The sequence below is a fragment of the Clostridium sp. HCS.1 genome (assembly GCF_047900555.1).
Classification (GTDB): Bacteria; Bacillota; Clostridia; order Clostridiales; family Clostridiaceae; genus Clostridium.
On sequence record NZ_CP170704.1, the window covers coordinates 1399238 to 1415530 of the forward strand.

17 protein-coding genes and 1 other annotated feature are annotated in these 16293 nt (G+C 29.1%); of the genes, 11 read left to right on the top strand and 6 right to left on the bottom strand.

The window, feature by feature from the left end; all coding sequences use genetic code 11:
• Nucleotides 1-95 precede the first annotated feature (95 nt).
• Nucleotides 96-965 (top strand): methionyl aminopeptidase, encoded by an 870-nt coding sequence (locus ACFYH6_RS06605; protein WP_316343047.1) that lies wholly within the window; start codon nt 96-98, stop codon nt 963-965.
• A gap of 95 nt (nt 966-1060) precedes the next feature.
• Here the strand turns inward: ACFYH6_RS06605 and ACFYH6_RS06610 are convergent, their stop codons facing one another.
• Nucleotides 1061-1390, bottom strand: coding sequence for a HesB-like protein (locus ACFYH6_RS06610; RefSeq protein ID WP_316343048.1), 330 nt, complete (start codon nt 1388-1390; stop codon nt 1061-1063).
• A gap of 184 nt (nt 1391-1574) precedes the next feature.
• Here ACFYH6_RS06610 and ACFYH6_RS06615 point away from each other — a divergent pair, with 184 nt between their 5' ends.
• Both ACFYH6_RS06615 and ACFYH6_RS06620 read left to right on the top strand, forming a co-directional pair.
• A complete protein-coding gene (locus ACFYH6_RS06615) occupies nt 1575-2318 on the top strand; it encodes a hypothetical protein (RefSeq protein WP_316343049.1) in 744 nt (247 codons plus the stop codon).
• Nucleotides 2319-2327: 9 nt separating this feature from the next.
• Complete coding sequence (locus ACFYH6_RS06620) at nt 2328-2888, top strand: VTT domain-containing protein (RefSeq protein WP_316343050.1); 561 nt, start codon at nt 2328-2330, stop codon at nt 2886-2888.
• Between the two features lie 23 nt (nt 2889-2911).
• On the opposite strand, the gene leuS is transcribed toward ACFYH6_RS06620, so the two are convergent.
• Nucleotides 2912-5362: a leucine--tRNA ligase gene (gene leuS, locus ACFYH6_RS06625; RefSeq protein WP_316343051.1), complete on the bottom strand. Its 2451-nt coding sequence runs from the start codon at nt 5360-5362 to the stop codon at nt 2912-2914.
• A gap of 62 nt (nt 5363-5424) precedes the next feature.
• Nucleotides 5425-5629: a binding site (T-box leader), on the bottom strand.
• Nucleotides 5630-5745: 116 nt separating this feature from the next.
• Here leuS and ACFYH6_RS06630 point away from each other — a divergent pair.
• The 4 genes from ACFYH6_RS06630 (at nt 5746) to ACFYH6_RS06645 (ending at nt 8249) form a co-directional block, all read left to right on the top strand.
• The gene (locus ACFYH6_RS06630; protein ID WP_316343052.1) at nt 5746-6108 is read left to right on the top strand and encodes a CoA-binding protein; all 363 of its coding nucleotides are present in this window, start codon (nt 5746-5748) and stop codon (nt 6106-6108) included.
• A 38-nt stretch (nt 6109-6146) separates the two neighbouring features.
• Nucleotides 6147-6509, top strand: coding sequence for a YccF domain-containing protein (locus tag ACFYH6_RS06635; RefSeq protein WP_316343053.1), 363 nt, complete (start codon nt 6147-6149; stop codon nt 6507-6509).
• Between the two features lie 132 nt (nt 6510-6641).
• Nucleotides 6642-8006 carry an MATE family efflux transporter gene (locus ACFYH6_RS06640; protein ID WP_416180196.1) on the top strand — a complete coding sequence of 455 codons (1365 nt, stop codon included), beginning with the start codon at nt 6642-6644 and terminating at the stop codon, nt 8004-8006.
• Between the two features lie 30 nt (nt 8007-8036).
• On the top strand, nt 8037-8249 hold the full coding sequence (locus tag ACFYH6_RS06645) for a hypothetical protein (RefSeq protein ID WP_416180197.1): 213 nt from the start codon (nt 8037-8039) through the stop codon (nt 8247-8249).
• 60 nt (nt 8250-8309) lie between these two features.
• On the opposite strand, the gene ACFYH6_RS06650 is transcribed toward ACFYH6_RS06645, so the two are convergent.
• The 3 genes from ACFYH6_RS06650 to ACFYH6_RS06660 are packed head-to-tail and all read right to left on the bottom strand — an operon-like array spanning nt 8310 to nt 10357.
• Nucleotides 8310-8804, bottom strand: coding sequence for a hypothetical protein (locus ACFYH6_RS06650; protein WP_416180198.1), 495 nt, complete (start codon nt 8802-8804; stop codon nt 8310-8312).
• Between the two features lie 24 nt (nt 8805-8828).
• Nucleotides 8829-9461 carry a J domain-containing protein gene (locus ACFYH6_RS06655; RefSeq protein ID WP_316343057.1) on the bottom strand — a complete coding sequence of 211 codons (633 nt, stop codon included), beginning with the start codon at nt 9459-9461 and terminating at the stop codon, nt 8829-8831.
• Nucleotides 9461-10357, bottom strand: coding sequence for a DUF5685 family protein (locus ACFYH6_RS06660; protein ID WP_416180199.1), 897 nt, complete (start codon nt 10355-10357; stop codon nt 9461-9463). Before ACFYH6_RS06660 ends, ACFYH6_RS06655 begins: the two co-directional genes overlap by 1 nt.
• A 172-nt stretch (nt 10358-10529) precedes the next feature.
• Between ACFYH6_RS06660 and ACFYH6_RS06665 the strand changes: the two genes are divergently transcribed.
• Together ACFYH6_RS06665 and ACFYH6_RS06670 are read left to right on the top strand one after the other, a co-directional pair.
• Nucleotides 10530-11420 (top strand): polysaccharide deacetylase family protein, encoded by an 891-nt coding sequence (locus tag ACFYH6_RS06665; RefSeq protein ID WP_416180200.1) that lies wholly within the window; start codon nt 10530-10532, stop codon nt 11418-11420.
• Between the two features lie 176 nt (nt 11421-11596).
• Nucleotides 11597-12685 carry a BMP family lipoprotein gene (locus tag ACFYH6_RS06670; protein WP_416180201.1) on the top strand — a complete coding sequence of 363 codons (1089 nt, stop codon included), beginning with the start codon at nt 11597-11599 and terminating at the stop codon, nt 12683-12685.
• A gap of 74 nt (nt 12686-12759) precedes the next feature.
• Here ACFYH6_RS06670 and ACFYH6_RS06675 read toward each other — a convergent pair whose 3' ends face one another.
• A complete protein-coding gene (locus tag ACFYH6_RS06675) occupies nt 12760-14169 on the bottom strand; it encodes an IS1182 family transposase (RefSeq protein ID WP_416180560.1) in 1410 nt (469 codons plus the stop codon).
• 157 nt (nt 14170-14326) lie between these two features.
• On the opposite strand from ACFYH6_RS06675, the gene ACFYH6_RS06680 reads away from it, so the two are divergent.
• Together ACFYH6_RS06680 and ACFYH6_RS06685 are read left to right on the top strand one after the other, a co-directional pair.
• Nucleotides 14327-15010, top strand: a complete 684-nt coding sequence (locus ACFYH6_RS06680; RefSeq protein WP_416180526.1) for a DUF554 domain-containing protein — start codon at nt 14327-14329, stop codon at nt 15008-15010.
• A gap of 130 nt (nt 15011-15140) precedes the next feature.
• The gene (locus ACFYH6_RS06685) at nt 15141-16229 is read left to right on the top strand and encodes a BMP family lipoprotein (RefSeq protein ID WP_416180516.1); all 1089 of its coding nucleotides are present in this window, start codon (nt 15141-15143) and stop codon (nt 16227-16229) included.
• Nucleotides 16230-16293: the final 64 nt, after the last annotated feature.

The window sequence follows — 16293 nt, forward strand, 5'->3', positions numbered from 1 at the left end:
TTTTTTATGCTATTTGTGATATATTAATATATAGATGATAAATAATACTATTTGATAAAATCTTAATAAGCAATATAGTATTAAGGAGGTAGGTTATGAATTTAAATAGAAATGATCAATGTTGGTGTAATAGTGGTAAAAAGTATAAAAAGTGCCATTTAGAATTTGATGAAAAGTTAGAGGCATTAAAGCATAAAGGATATGAAGTTCCAACAAGAGATATGATAAAGAATGAAGAACAAATTCAAGGAATAAGAGAAAGTGCAAAAATAAATAATGCAGTACTAGATCTAGTTCAAGAAAAGATAAAATTAGGAATGAGCACAGAGGAAATTGATAAGTTAGTCCATGATTTTACTGTTAATAGTGGAGCTATACCTGCGCCATTAAATTATGATGGTTATCCAAAGAGCGTATGTGTATCAATTAATGATATAGTATGTCATGGAATACCAAGCGAAGATACAGTACTAATGGATGGCGATATAGTTAATGTTGATGTATCAACTATATATAATGGATATTATTCAGATGCTTCAAGAATGTTTATGATTGGAAATGTATCTGAAGAAGATGAGAAACTAGTAAGAGTCACTAAGGAATGTTTAGATAAGGGCTTAGCAGCAGTAAAGCCATGGGGATTCTTAGGTGATATTGGGGCTGTTATTCAAGAGCATGCAGAAGCAAATGGATTTTCAGTAGTAAGAGCCTTTGGTGGTCATGGAGTTGGAATAGAGTTTCATGAAGAACCTTTTGTTGCACATGTTGGGGAAAGAGGAGAAGGTATGGTTTTAGTTCCTGGAATGGTATTTACTATTGAGCCAATGCTTAATCAAGGGGACTATGAAGTTTTTGTAGATGAAGATGATGATTGGACTGTATTTACAGCAGATGGTGGATATTCAGCACAATGGGAATATACAGTTTTAGTTACAGAAGATGGAGCAGAAATTATTGCATGGTAATGTTTAGATAAAGGCACTTAGGTGCCTTTTTTAATACAAAAAAACTCAAGCAATAAGCTTGAGTTTAATTTATGTTATCAAATTATTATTGATAATTAATGACATCCGCCACCGCAAGATCCACATCCGCCTTCAACTTCTATTAAGGGTTTAAGAGATAATCCTCTTCCTTCATTTTCATCAGTTGAAAGTAATCTAAATCCGCCGAATTCATCTACTAATTTTTCTTCAACAACGAAAACTATATCATTAACTTTTTGAGTTAAATCTCCGTCTTTCGCGTCATCAACAGATATATTAAAAGCAGGACCACTACAACCAAATCCAGCTAAGTTAATTCTAATGCTGTAATTATCTACTTCATTTTCGTCTAAGAATCCTTTGAATTCTTGGTAAGCTTCTTCACTTATTAAAATCTTATCCATATTTTCACCTTCTATTTCTAAATGATAATTTATATCACTAGTATAACATAGTAAGTTTAAATATCAAGTGTTTTTTTATGCAAAACATAGTAAAATTTTATAAATAGTTATTGTCATTATATTACATCATAAATATAATTATATTTATAAGTACTTGACATTTAATTAGAAGGAGTGTTTTATTTTGAAACCGTACGATAATAATTATATATATGATAAAGTTAAAGAGTATAATGATTCCATATCCGAAGGAAGGATTGGAAACTTTGAAATAATAAAAAAAAGTAACAATAGTGATTTTATAGATGGATACATGTGTAGAAGAAAAGGTAGAATAAATACAGATATTATAGAACTACAAGGACCTGATAATATTTGGATGAGAATATCACCTATTGAAATAGAAAGCTCCTATATGTTTATAAAATATGCTAAAGGAAAAGTTGGAATAGTTGGTTTAGGTCTTGGATACGTAGCTCAAGAATTAGCAAAAAAGTCAAATGTAGATGAAATTATAGTTTATGAGCAAGAAAAGGATGTTATAGATTTATATTATTCAAATTTTGAAGATAATGAAAAGATAAAAATAATAAATAAAGATGCTTTTGAAGCTAGTAGTGAAGAATTTAATTATTTTTACGTAGATATTTATGAATATAAATTACATCCTAGAGTAGTAGATGATTATATAAAATTCAATGAAATACATAAAATAGAAGAGTACTTATTTTGGGGACTGGAGCATTTTCTTTTAAGTTGTAAATATGAAGAAATAGTATGGGTATACATACCTGAATTATGGATGGAAATTAGCAAGAATATATTCGGAGCACTTCAAGAAGCTAATTTATTAAAATATTATAAGCAACTTGATGAAAGATTAGTAAGTAAAGTGTTAGCTGATTTTAAAGAAGTGTTAGATTATTAAATTATAGATATGTTTAATTTAAATGATTTAGTTGATTTATTTCAACAGTATAGTATGTATTCAATTCCTATATCTTTACTTATAAGCATTATAATTGCTTTATTAGGAGTTATTCCATCTATATTTATTACTGGAGCAAATATAGTGTTTTTTGGACCAATCTTAGGCTTTATAATATCTTTATTAGGTGAAGTCATAGGTGGATACATAACTTTTATAGTATATAGATTAGGATTTAAAAAGAGTGCAGAAAGTATAAAAAATAAACATAGACTAATAAATGCAATAGTAGAAGGGGAAGGAAGAAAAGTAGGCTTGTTGATTTTTGAGGGGAGATTAATTCCATTTATCCCATCAGGTCTAGTAACATTAGCTGCTTCAATTAGTAATGTTAATGGAAGTATTTTTAATATATCAACTTTCTTTGGAAAAATTCCTTCTATAGCTTTAGAAGCATTAGTTAGTTATGACTTAATTAATATCCAGCAAAATTATATAAGATTAGCTATAACATTAATTGCAATAGTATTATTGTACTTTACTTTGAAAAAATCAAAATTTAATAAATAAAAAAGGCACGTGTGTGCCTTTTTCTATTTAACTACTATATTTACTAATCTTCCTTTAATAACAATAACTTTAACTATATTTTTGCCTTTAGTTGCAGCTATTATATTTTCATTAGCTAATGAAGCAGCCTTAATTCCTTCTTCATCTAAATCTGTAGGAACGTTAATCTTAGCTTTTATCTTTCCATTAACTTGAATTGCAATTTCAACTTCATCTTTAACTAAAGCTTTAGCATCAAATGTTGGCCATGCTTGATTAAAGATTGAATACTCTAATCCAAGTAAACTCCATTGTTCTTCAGCAAAGTGAGGAGCAAATGGTGCTAATATCTTTAAGAAGTCAATACAAGTATTCTTTAAGAATTCTAAGTTCTTAACATCTTCTTGTAGATATTTAGATAAAGCATTTACAAATTCCATCATTCTTGCTATAGCAGTATTGAATTGCATTTTATCAGCATCTTCAGTTACACCTTTAATTGCATTGTGTAACCAGAAGTTTAATTCTTTTTCTGATTTATCCATAGTAGTTTTGTTATTTTCACCTTTTTCTATTGCTTCTCTTGCAGTTTCAAGGTATCTTTCAATTCTATCTACAAATCTTGCAACAGATTTAAGACCATCATCACTCCAAGCTCCACCTTCCACATATGCAAATCCAAACATTAAATACATTCTAAATACATCTGAACCATATTCAGAGATATAATCATTTGGAGAAATAGTATTTCCTTTTGATTTACTCATCTTTAATCCATCTGGTCCAAGTATTAAACCCTGATGTGTTAATGATTTAAATGGCTCATCAAAGTCTAGGTATCCCATATCTCTTAAAGCCTTAGTTATAAATCTAGCATATAATAAGTGCATGCAAGCATGTTCTGGACCGCCAACATACTTATCAACAGGAAGCATTTTATTTACTATATCTTTATCAAAGGCTTTTTCTGTATTTTTACTATCTGGATATCTTAATTGATACCAAGATGAGCAAACGAAAGTATCTAAAGTATCTACTTCTCTTTTAGCAGGCTTTCCACACTTTGGACAAGTTGTATTTACAAAAGAATCACATTTTGCAAGAGGTGATTTTCCATCTGGAGCAAACTCAACATCGTATGGAAGTTCAACTGGTAATTGATTTTCTGGAACTGCAACTGTTCCACAATCATCACAATGTATTATTGGAATTGGTGCACCCCAATATCTTTGTCTAGATACAAGCCAATCTCTTAATCTATAATTAACTTTTGCTGATCCAAGATTCATAGAAGCTAATTTTTCAACGATTTTTTCTTTTGCTTCTTCAGTTGTAAGTCCATCAAATTCACCTGAATTAACTAATTTGCCATATTCACAATAAGGTAATTCTTCATTTTCACCATTTTTACTAGTAATAACTCTTTCAATTGGTAAATTGAATTTAGTTGCAAAAGCAAAATCTCTTTCATCATGAGCTGGAACAGCCATAACAGCACCAGTACCATAAGTTGATAATACATAATCCCCAACCCAAATAGGTACTTCTTTATTATTTATAGGATTTATTGCATAAGATCCTGTAAATACACCAGTTTTTTCTCTAGATAAGGATTGTCTTTCTATATCAGATTGCTTTTTAGCTTCTTCTTTATAGTTTTCAACCGAATCTTTATATTCTGCTTTAGTAAGGGCATCAACTAATGGATTTTCTGGAGCTAATACTACATAAGTTACACCATTTAAAGTATCAACTCTAGTTGTAAATACATCAAATTTTAAATCTGAATCTTTAACTTTAAATGTAACTTCTGCACCAGTAGATTTTCCAATCCAGTGTTTTTGCATTGCTACAGTTTTTTCAGGCCAATCTAAAGTATCTAATTTTTCTAGTAATTCATCAGCATAATCAGTAATTTTTAAGAACCATTGAGTTAAGTCTTTCTTTGTTACTTCTGTAGAACATCTTTCACAAAGACCTTCAACAACTTGCTCATTTGCTAAAACTGTGTTACAAGATGGACACCAATTTACAGGAGCTTTCTTTCTATATGCTAAGCCTTTTTCATATAATTTTAAGAATACCCATTGAGTCCATTTATAATAATCAGGATGACATGTTATAACTTCATTTTCCCAGTTAAACATAGCTCCCATAGCTTTTAATTGTTTTTCCATAGTTTCAATATTCTTATCAGTTGAATCCTTCGGATGAATTCCAGTTTTTATTGCATAGTTTTCAGCTGGAAGTCCAAAAGCATCAAAGCCCATTGGTTGGAATACATTATATCCTTGCATTCTCTTCATTCTAGCCCATGAATCAACTGGTCCATAGTTAAACCAATGACCTGCATGTAATTGGCTACCTGATGGATAGGAGAACATTTCTAGTACATATAATTTTTCTCCATCCTTATTTGGGTCGAACTTATAAAGATTAGTTTCTTCCCACTTATCTTGCCACTTCTTATCAATGGAAGTTCCGTATTTAGCCATTATTAATCCTCCTCTAAAATAACTCTTGATTGTAAAAAGAATAAAAAAATCCCTCATCTCAATTAAGAGACGAAGGATATATTCGCGGTACCACTCTTATTAGAAAATATAAATTTTCTCACTCAAAAATATAACGGGGGTCACCCGTACTTGCTTTTAACAAGTAAGCTCATAGGCAAGTTCTTATATTCTATGCACTGTTTTTCAGCAACCAACAGCTCTCTAAAGCATAAAACTTATAATACTACTCCTACTCATAGCCAAATATATAATTTTAATATACACAATTATATATTTTATTATATTATAAGTCAACATTTATAGTTGATGAATATAGAGTATTTGTATATAGTATAACTAAAGAGTAATTGAGGAGGTTTATTATGGATATAAAAGAATTAATTAAAGAAAAAAATTGGATTGTCATAGGTGATGTAACTAACAGTTCAAAGTATGCATATAGGATTTTGAATAAATTTAAAGATAAGGGATATACAGTAAGTGGAGTTCATCCTAAGGGGGGAGAAGGAGTTTATAAAACTATTAAGGAAGTGCCTTATAAGATTGATGCAATAGATTTATGTATTAATTCTAAATTAGGAATTGAATATATAAAAGAAGCTAATTCATTAGGAATTAAAAATGTGTTAGTACAACCAGGTGCAGAAAGTGAAGAAATATTAACTTACTGCAAGGAAAATGGAATAAATGTAATAGAAAATTGTGCTTTAGTTCAATTAAGATAAGTAGTTTATAATTAGTAATAAAAAAGGGGGAGATTTTTTTGTCTTGTTTGGGAAATATTATTTGGTTTATTTTTGGTGGCTTTTTTAATGCTTTAGGATGGTTTGTTTTAGGTTGTTTGTGGTCTATAACAATAATTGGAATACCAGTGGGAAAACAATGCTTTAAAATGGCAACATTACAATTAGCACCCTTTGGAAAAAAAGTAGTCACTACTAATGATAGTGGGGTAAGTTTAATAGCTAATTTGTTATGGATAGTATTTGGTGGCTTTGAGCTTTGTGTAGCTAATTTAATAAGTGCATTGTTCTTATGCATAACAATTGTTGGAATACCATTTGCTGCACAATCTTTAAAGTTGGCTAAACTATCTTTAATGCCCTTTGGTAAGGAAATAGTGTAAAATATATTTGAATTTTTCTCGGAAATTCTTTAAAGATTTTTCTTTTAATAGTAGTATTATTTGTTGAAATAAGTATAAATTAATAATCGTAGATTAAAAGCGAAAATACTTTTCAGAAGGAGAGATTAATATATGACTAAAGTTAAGAAGAATCTTGGAGAAGGTTCAGTAGGAAGGTTATTAGTAAGTTTAGCTTTTCCAGCAATTATTGCTCAGCTTGTTAATGTTCTGTATAACATAGTTGATAGAATATTTATTGGAAGAATGACAAGTGGAGAAATTGCAATGGCAGGAGTAGGGGTAGCTTTTCCCATAATAATGATAATTTCTGCTTTTTCAGCTCTTATTGGCATGGGAGGAGCACCTCTAGCTGCAATAAAAATGGGAGAAAAAGATAACGATGGTGCAGAAAAAATTATAAGTAATAGTTTTTCTACACTAGTGATAATAGGAATAATTTGTACAGTTGGATTTTTCATTTTTAAAGAAAAGCTATTATGGGCTTTTGGTGCTAGTGAATCAACTATTAAATATGCAGTTGATTATTTAAGTATTTATTTAATTGGAACAATCTTTGTTCAAATTGCTCTTGGTATGAATTCTTTTATTAATACTCAAGGCTTTGCTAAAATTGGAATGATGACAGTTGTTATAGGTGCTATTATAAATATAATTTTAGATCCTATTTTAATTTTTACTTTTAATTTAGGAGTAAAAGGTGCAGCACTTGCAACTATATTTTCTCAATTTGTATCAGCAGTTTGGGTATTAATTTTCCTTTTTGGAAGAAAGAGTATATTAAAGATAAGAAAAGAGTATTTAGTTCCAAAGCTTAAGGTTTTATTACCTATAACTGCTTTAGGAGTATCTCCTTTTATTATGCAAGCTACAGAAAGCTTAGTGTTAGTAAGTCTTAACAATAAGCTTCAGATTTATGGAGGAGATTTAGCAGTAGGTGCAATGACTATTATGAGTAGCATTATGCAAATTGTAACTTTACCTCTTTTAGGGTTATCACAAGGAGCACAGCCTATAATAAGTTATAATTTTGGCGCGAAAAAAATAGAAAGAGTTAAAAAAACATTTAAATTATTATTATCTAGTTGCTTAGTTTACACAGTTTTAATGTGGAGTGCTTTAATGATATTTCCAAGGTTCTTTGTTGGCATATTTAATAATAAGCCTGAACTTGTGGAAATAACAGCTTGGAGTATTAGAATATTCTTTGGTGGAATAATAATTTTTGGAGCTCAAATAGCATGTCAACAAACTTTTCTTGCTTTAGGGCAAGCGAAGATATCACTTATTATGGCTTTACTTAGAAAGGTAGTTTTATTAGTGCCTTTAATATTTATATTGCCAACCTTTGTTAGTGAAGGCAATAAGTTAGCAGCTGTACTAGCAGCAGAACCTATTTCTGATATTATAGCGGCTTTAACGACAATAACTGTATTTGCAGTATTTTACAAAAAGACCTTTAATAAAATAGAAGTATAAATTTAAAAGTAATGGTTAGGGGAGAGAGTTTTGAGTAGTGATGAAAATAAAATTATTTTCAACGAAATAAAGAGTTATGAAGATGCTTATTATTATACAACTGATCCAAGTGATAGAATAAAATCTAATAAAATACAAAATAAAGTAGAAAAGAAGAAATATAAAATTTTTGAAAAAATTTTAGGAACTATTGGGATAATTATTGAAGGTGGATTAGAAATTTTATTTTCTTTCTTAGACTAAATGTGCTGTGGCACAATGTAAAATGAAAAATTTTTAATTAGGGGCTGTATTACAGCCCCTTTATAGTTTTGGATGAATTCTTTGTAAGTAAAAAGATATTAATAATGTTAATGCATAATCATAAACTAAAAAAACTATCTCTGCTATTATTAAGAATATCCCTATAGGAAGTTTAGTTATTTCAATTGGTATAAAAGTTTTAAATACAAAAAATGATAAAAATAATATTATATTAAAAAATATTATTTTTATAAAAATCTCTAAGGGTAGCTTGTTTATCTTTTCTATATAAAACTTTACTATTCCGTAAATTCCAAAAAATAGTATGTATAAAATCATAATATTTAATGGAAGTATAAATAAACCTATAATAGATGAAGATACATAAACCAAAATAGCGCTTTTCATGGAGCCTCTAATTAAAGCAATTGGAACTAAAAGAGAGGCTAAAGTAAGTATACTTATTGTACTTATAGGTAATAGTAGATTTAAGTATAAAATAACTATTGTTAACCCAGTTAAAATTCCACTTAAAGTAATTTCTTTAGTTTTCATAGATTAAACACCACCTATTTCCTATTAACAGCATCCTATAAGGTCTCCACCCATACATTCGCATAGTGAGTCTAAACACCAAAGATTAATACAACAATCACATGCATTTGCTGAAGAGTTACCAGTAGTTCTATAGTAGTTTCCACTATAGGCTGAAGTTCTTTGATGTAGTGAATTTAATGTTTGCCTATATTCAAAGTTATTTGGATCCATATTAACAGCAGTTTGAATATGGTTTAGACCAGCGTCAAACCAACCCTTATTAGTTAATATTACTCCATATAAGAAATTCCATTCAGCATTTCTAGTTTGAATAGAGTTTAATCTTCTTTCTGCTTCAGCAAAGTTTCTTGATTGAATTAACCTTCTGATTTCTGATAAAGCATATGCATCATTAGAATTATTATTTGTATAACTTGAACTATTGTAAGAACTATTATAAGAGCTATTGTAAGAATTGTCATAAGCTCCGTTAGAATTTTTAGTTAACATATCATAAGCTGTATTAATTTCTCTTACCTTTTCTTCTGCTAATTCTTTTAATGGGTTATCACCATATTGATCAGGGTGATATTGTTTAATTAAATTTCTATATGCTTTTTTTATTTCCTCTTGACTTGCACCAGGTTTTAATCCAAGAACTTCATATGGGTTCATTATTTGTCACTCCTTTTATCTTCACTAGTATTATTTAAAACTCCTAAGTATTTTTCCATCATTCCCAGTTCTAAAATGTTTTTTAGTATGTCTTCATTCCTTTTTAAAGGTAACCTTTCTAATATATCCTTACAATTATAACTACAATTAAGTATAGTAAATTCAATTCTATCTTTAATTAAAGGCAATAGCTCTTCAAAGGATGAATTATTATTGTTATATAAAAAATTTATAGGGTTAAATTTTTTATCTTTAATATCTTTTTTTAAATCATCAAAGGCATCAATTAAATATATCCATTTACCTAATGTATAGCCTAGACTATATAAATAATTTCTTAATTCTTCACTATCATTAATTAATTCATTAGGATAACCTTTAAGAATATTTCCTACTATATCACTAAAGGGATGGCATATTTCATCTATAGAATAAAAGTTCTTATTATTTTCAAGTTCTCTTAATTCTTTAAGATTATTTTTGATAATAATATTTATATCATCTATAGACTTATTAATTTTCTTTTGATAAGGATAAAGAATTTTTTCTAGCACCTTACTTTTTATATCATTATCATCTTCTATATCATCTTTAATTTTATGATAATATAGTGTCAAATTCATTGCAGCTGAATATTCAAGAGCATCATTGTTCATAACAACAGGTTTTTTTTCTATTGGATGAACAATACAACGTTTAAGTTCAAAATCAGGTTCTTTTATGGATAATGAATCTAAAAGTACAGCTAAAAATGTCATATCATAGTTCAAAACCATTCTGGGTAGATTTCCTGCTCCCTTTTTTATATGAAGGCATAAGCCACAGTAGTAACTTCTGAACCTTGTAAAATCCTTTACTTTAAGTTCTGCTTTTAGAGGAGTTACGTATCCAAACAATAAAAACACTCCTTAAATAATATTTTAGATTAATTATACAAAAATAAAACATTTTAAACAATGATTTAAGAAAAAATAAAGAAATCATAAAGAATTTATGGATTATAATGGATTGACAAACAAAATATGTAAAGGTATATTTTGTTTATATTAATAAAAAGGGGTAAATAAAATGGTGAAATTTACAAAGATAATATCAGCAATAATATTAATTATATTAATAGTCTTTGTTGGGAAATATATTTATGAGAATAAATATATAATGAAAATTCAAGCTATATATAGGAATGAGAATTTAAAGAATGATAATAGCGATGATAAGAAGAATGAAGAAATAATCCATGAAAAGGAGAAGATAGAAGAAAAGGAAAAGGAGAATTATATAAATATAGATAAAAGTTCAGTAAGAATTCCAATACTTATGTATCATTCAATTTCTGATTCTGATCCAAATAATAGCTTACTAGTTCCAGTAAAACAATTTGAAGAAGAAGTTAAATGGTTAAAGGAAAATGGATTTACACCAATGTTATTAGAGGATGTAGTAAAGGCTTATGAAACGGGCTATGTTCCTAAAAAGCCAGTTGCTATAACTTTTGATGATGGATATGCAGATAATTACTCAGATGCCTATAGAATACTAAAAGAAAATAATATGAAGGGTACATTCTTTATAATAACAAATATTACAGATGTAGATAGTTATTACATGAATTCTTCTATGCTTAAAGAAATGAGTAAGAATGGTATGGGAATTGAAAATCATACTTCAAGACATATAGAATTCACAAATATATCTAGAGAGGATAAAATTGCGATTATTGAAGAAGGTAGAAAAGCATTAAAAGAAAAAGTTGGAGTAGATAGTAATTTTCTTTGCTATCCTGTAGGTAAATATGATGAAGAAACTATAGAAGTTGAAAAGGAGATAGGAATTAAAGCAGCAGTGACAACTGAATATGGAATATCAAATGCTAGTGATGGCTTGCATTCATTAAAAAGAATTAGAATATTTCCAATGAATATAGATTCCTTTAAAGAAACATTTAAAGAATTTATGTAAATATCTGAAAACAAAAAATGAATAGTATACACTTTATACAAAAAGAGTACACGAATATTTTGGAAAAATAATAATGGATTTATAGAAAAAATAATTGAAATAACGAATTATATGCTGTATAATCAATTTGAAGATTCGAAAAATAATAATTAGATACATACTTAGGAGGATTTTACATGAAGAAGAAAGCAATAGCAATGGTTTTATCAGCTTTAATGGTAACTGGTTTAATAGGTTGTGGAAGCAAATCAGGATCAGCAGAGGGACAACTTAAAGTTGGTATGGTAACAGATGCAGGAACAATAGACGATAAATCTTTTAACCAAGGAACTTGGGAAGGAATATTAAAAGCTAAAGATGAACTTGGAATTGATAGTAATTATTTAAAACCAGCAGGAACTACAGAAGCAGATTACATGAAGGAAATTGGTAATCTTTATGATACTGGATATAAATTTATAGTAGCTCCTGGATTTAAGTTTGAAACTGCAATATTTAATGCTCAAGATAAATATGCAGATGCTAAATTTATAATAATTGATGGTTCTCCTAACAATGGAAAATCTGGAGATGAGAGAGTAGAAAAAGTAGGAGATAATGCAGTTGCAGTTTTCTTTGCAGAACAAGAAGCAGGTTTTATGGCGGGTGTAGCGGCTTCTCTTGAATTAAAAGAAGGAAGTTTAGGATTTATTGGTGGTATGGAAATACCTTCAGTTCAAAAATTCAACTGGGGATTCCAACAAGGTGTTAACTATGCTAATGAAAACTTAGGCACTAAAATGGTTATAAAAGCAGAAAATGTAGTTTACCAAGGTACATTTGATAATGTAGCAGCGGGACAACAATTAGCAGCTACTATGTTTGATAATGGTGTTAAAGCAATATTTACAGCAGCTGGTGGTGTAGGTGTAGGTGCTATTAATGAAGCAAAAGCTAGAGCAGCAGCAGGTAAAGAAGCTTGGATAATTGGTGTTGATACTGACCAATATGAAGATGGTAAATACGATGGAGATAAATCAATAATTTTAACTTCTGCAATGAAGAAGATTGATATAGCAACTTACGATATAATTAAGGATGAATTAGAAGGAAACTTCCCAGGTGGAGAGACATTAACATTTGATATTAAAAATGATGGTGTAGGTCTTCCAGAAAATAATCCAAACTTAAGTTCTGAAACTACTACAAAGGTAGATGAAGTTTACAATAAAGTTAAGAATGGTGAAATTGAAATTAAAGCTGAGCAAGGTAATTTAATTAAATAAGTTAAAAAACTCCGAAAGGAGTTTTTCAGCTTGTTGAAAAACCCCCTGTTAAAAAACAGAGGGTTTTTATATTATTAATTGTGGATAAAACTTATATATAAAATATCATCAAAAATAATATGAATATAATCTAAAAATAGCAAAGATAGTCTTGTTGCTATCTTTTTCATATTCTGCACTGCTGCAGTTAGTAGGCATTGCTCGGACACTTTTTCGCATCCGCGGAAGCGAGCATAGCGAAGCCCATGCAGATTTTTTGAATCTGCGAAGCTTCGCTCAACTGTTTCTTTTCTTCTATCGTAAATTGCCTTTCCCTTCTCAGTTCTAAGAAAGTTCTTATTATCATCTTTATGATTTTCCCAAACATGTCGTCTAATTATTTTATATTTAGCTTTTTCTCCAAGACATCTATCTTTATGAGGACAACACATACATATTTCTTCAAAACATCGATATTCTCTATAGCCTTCGCGAGTCGTAGTTTTATATATTAGTGCAACATTATTAGGGCAAATATAGATATCTTTATCATAGTTATAAATATATTTATTTTTGGTGTACATTCCTTTTTTATGAGGAGAACGTCTATATGCAACTACTGGTGTTATATCTCTATCTACAATCCCCTTGAAAATAGGGTTAGTTGAATATCCTGCATCTAAACCAAGATATTTTGGCTTTATACTAAATACTTCTTCAATTCTATCTATTCTATTTAATATTGGGTCGCTATCGCTGACGTTACCAGGGGTAACATGTACATCCATAATAATATTATTTTTACTATCTACGGTTCTATGATCTAAATAAAAGAATCCTTCTGGTTTATTATCTCTCATCATATATCCACTATCAGGATCTGTGGTACTTTTCTTAATTTGCTTTGTTTCTTGTTTTTCTTTTCTTGGTTTTAAAGGTTTTTTATTATGATTTTCTCTATCTAAATTTACATCAATATCTAGTTGTTCTATGTACTCTTTAGGCGTTATTTGTACTTCAACTTTTTCAAACTTACGCTTATTAGCATTAGCTTTTATATGTGTTGAGTCAGAGTAAAGAATCTTACCACCAACTAGCCCTTTTCCCATAGCTTGAAGAACTATATTATCAAATATTTTTTGTGGAATATCAGTACCTTTAAATCTTCTAATTCTATTTTGACTTATTGTTGATGCATCTGGAATTTTCTCAGTAATTGAATATCCTAAAAACCATCTATAAGCTAAATTAACTTCTATGTCTTTAACTAGTTGCCTTTCGGAGCGTATGCCGTAAAGATATCCTATAAATAACATCTTAAATAGTACTACTGGATCAACTGCTGGTCGACCATTTGTATGACAATACAAATCATTAGTTAATTCTCTAATAAATGAAAAATCTATGTATTTGTCAATTTTTCTTAATAAATGGTCTTGCGGAACTAATTGCTCTAGCATAACCACTTCCATTTGATTTTGTGATTCTTTTCTTTTGTTTATCATTAGTAAAACCTCTATGTAATAAATTAATATATTTAAAATTATATTACATATTTGTATAAAATTAAAGACTGCTGACACTTTGTCAGCAGTCTGAAAAACTCCGAAAGGAGTTTTTTCTTTGAATTTAAACTGAAATATATAAATGGAGGTGATTAATATTTTAGGTACAATAGTAAATAGTTTAGTTATCGTTATAGGGTCCGTTATAGGATTGTTTCTAAAGGAAAACGTAAATGAAAAAGTAAGTAATACAATAATGAATGGATTGGCCTTATGTGTTATCTATATAGGTATATCTGGAACTCTTAAAGGAAATAATACAATAGTAATGATAATATCTGTGGCAGTAGGTGCATTTATTGGGGGAATTATAGATATAGATAATAAACTTGAAAATTTAGGCAAAATTATTGAAAAAAGCTTTAATAAAAATAATGGAAATATATCTATAGCTCAGGGATTTGTTACAGCTACACTTTTATTTTGTATAGGGGCAATGGCTATAGTAGGGTCATTAGAAAGTGGATTAAATAATAACCATAGTACTCTTTACGCTAAATCTATTTTAGACGGAATAAGCTCAATTATATTTGCATCCACTTTAGGAATAGGAGTAGCTTTATCAGCAATAGTTGTATTTATATATCAAGGAAGTATTACTTTAGCAGCAAGCTTTTTATCAACTTTTTTAAGTGATATTGCTATAAATAATATGACTGCTGTGGGAAGTTTATTAATAATTGGACTAGGATTAAATATGTTAGGAGTAACTAAAATTAAGGTATCTAATTTATTGCCTTCAATTATAATAGCTGTTTTATTAAGTTTTTTTAGAATATAAACATGAAATAAGTGTTATATTTGTGTTAAAGTGATATATTATTTATTGAAATTATGTACTATATATTGTATAATTTCTTTGAAAATTCGAAGGATAAAATAATAATTTACTAAAGATTAGGAGGATTTTTATGAAGAAAAAAGCAATAGCGTTAGTATTATCTGCTTTTATGCTTACTGGATTAGTAGGATGTGGTAATAGTGCAGAATCAGCTGAATCACATCTTAAAGTAGGTATGGTTACTAATTCTGGAACAATAGACGATAAGTCTTTTAACCAAGGTACTTGGGAAGGTATTTTAAAAGCTAAGGATGAGTTGGGAATAGATAGTAACTATTTAAGACCATCTGGAACTACAGAAGCAGATTACATGAAGGAGATAGGTAACCTTTATGATACAGGATACAAATTTATATTAGCACCTGGATTCAAATTTGAGACTGCAATATTTAATGCACAAGACAAATATTCAGACGCAAAATTTGTAATTATTGATGGTTCTCCTAATAACGGTAAAACTGGAGATGACAGAGTAGAAAAAGTTGGAGAAAATAGTGTTTCTATCTTCTTTGCAGAGCAAGAAGCAGGATTTATGGCAGGTGTAGCAGCAGCTCTTGAATTAAAAGAAGGTGACTTAGGATTTATAGGTGGTATGGAAATACCTTCAGTTCAAAAGTTTAACTGGGGATTCCAACAAGGTGTTAATTACGCTAATGAAAACTTAGGAACTAATATGAGCATTAAATCAGAAAATGTTGTTTACCAAGGTACCTTTGATGATGTTGCAGCAGGCCAACAATTAGCAGCTACTATGTATGATAATGGAGTTAAAGCTATATTTGTAGCAGCTGGTAATGTAGGAATTGGGGTAATAAATGAAGCAAAGGCAAGAATTGCATCTGGAAAAGAAGCTTGGGTAATCGGGTGTGATGTTGACCAATATGAAGATGGTAAGTACGATGGAGATAAATCTGTAATATTAACTTCTGCAATGAAGAAATTAGACACAGCAGCTTATGATATGATTAAAGCTGATCTAGATGGAAGTTTCCCAGGTGGAGAGACATTAACATTTGATATTAAAAATGATGGTGTAGGTCTTCCAGAAAATAATCCAAACTTAAGTGCGGATACTACTACAAAAGTAAATGAAGTATATAACAAAATTAAAAATGGTGAAATTGAAATTAAAGCTGAACAAGGCAATTTAATTAAATAATTTTTGCGGCTAGATATAAAAAGAAAAAGGCGGAATACCGTCTTTTTCTCATATTAAGAGAAAA

Bases quoted from the DNA above. Each gene is read 5' to 3' on its own strand.
- ACFYH6_RS06630 (WP_316343052.1), top strand. From the start codon at position 5,746: ATGGATATAAAAGAATTAATTAAAGAAAAAAATTGGATTGTCATAGGT.
- ACFYH6_RS06675 (WP_416180560.1), bottom strand. From the start codon at position 14,169: ATGATAAACAAAAGAAAAGAATCACAAAATCAAATGGAAGTGGTTATG.
- ACFYH6_RS06685 (WP_416180516.1), top strand. From the start codon at position 15,141: ATGAAGAAAAAAGCAATAGCGTTAGTATTATCTGCTTTTATGCTTACT.
- leuS (WP_316343051.1), bottom strand. From the start codon at position 5,362: ATGGCTAAATACGGAACTTCCATTGATAAGAAGTGGCAAGATAAGTGG.
- ACFYH6_RS06650 (WP_416180198.1), bottom strand. From the start codon at position 8,804: ATGAAAACTAAAGAAATTACTTTAAGTGGAATTTTAACTGGGTTAACA.
- ACFYH6_RS06670 (WP_416180201.1), top strand. From the start codon at position 11,597: ATGAAGAAGAAAGCAATAGCAATGGTTTTATCAGCTTTAATGGTAACT.
- ACFYH6_RS06620 (WP_316343050.1), top strand. From the start codon at position 2,328: ATGTTTAATTTAAATGATTTAGTTGATTTATTTCAACAGTATAGTATG.
- ACFYH6_RS06610 (WP_316343048.1), bottom strand. From the start codon at position 1,390: ATGGATAAGATTTTAATAAGTGAAGAAGCTTACCAAGAATTCAAAGGA.
- ACFYH6_RS06640 (WP_416180196.1), top strand. From the start codon at position 6,642: ATGACTAAAGTTAAGAAGAATCTTGGAGAAGGTTCAGTAGGAAGGTTA.
- ACFYH6_RS06655 (WP_316343057.1), bottom strand. From the start codon at position 9,461: ATGAACCCATATGAAGTTCTTGGATTAAAACCTGGTGCAAGTCAAGAG.
- ACFYH6_RS06605 (WP_316343047.1), top strand. From the start codon at position 96: ATGAATTTAAATAGAAATGATCAATGTTGGTGTAATAGTGGTAAAAAG.
- ACFYH6_RS06665 (WP_416180200.1), top strand. From the start codon at position 10,530: ATGGTGAAATTTACAAAGATAATATCAGCAATAATATTAATTATATTA.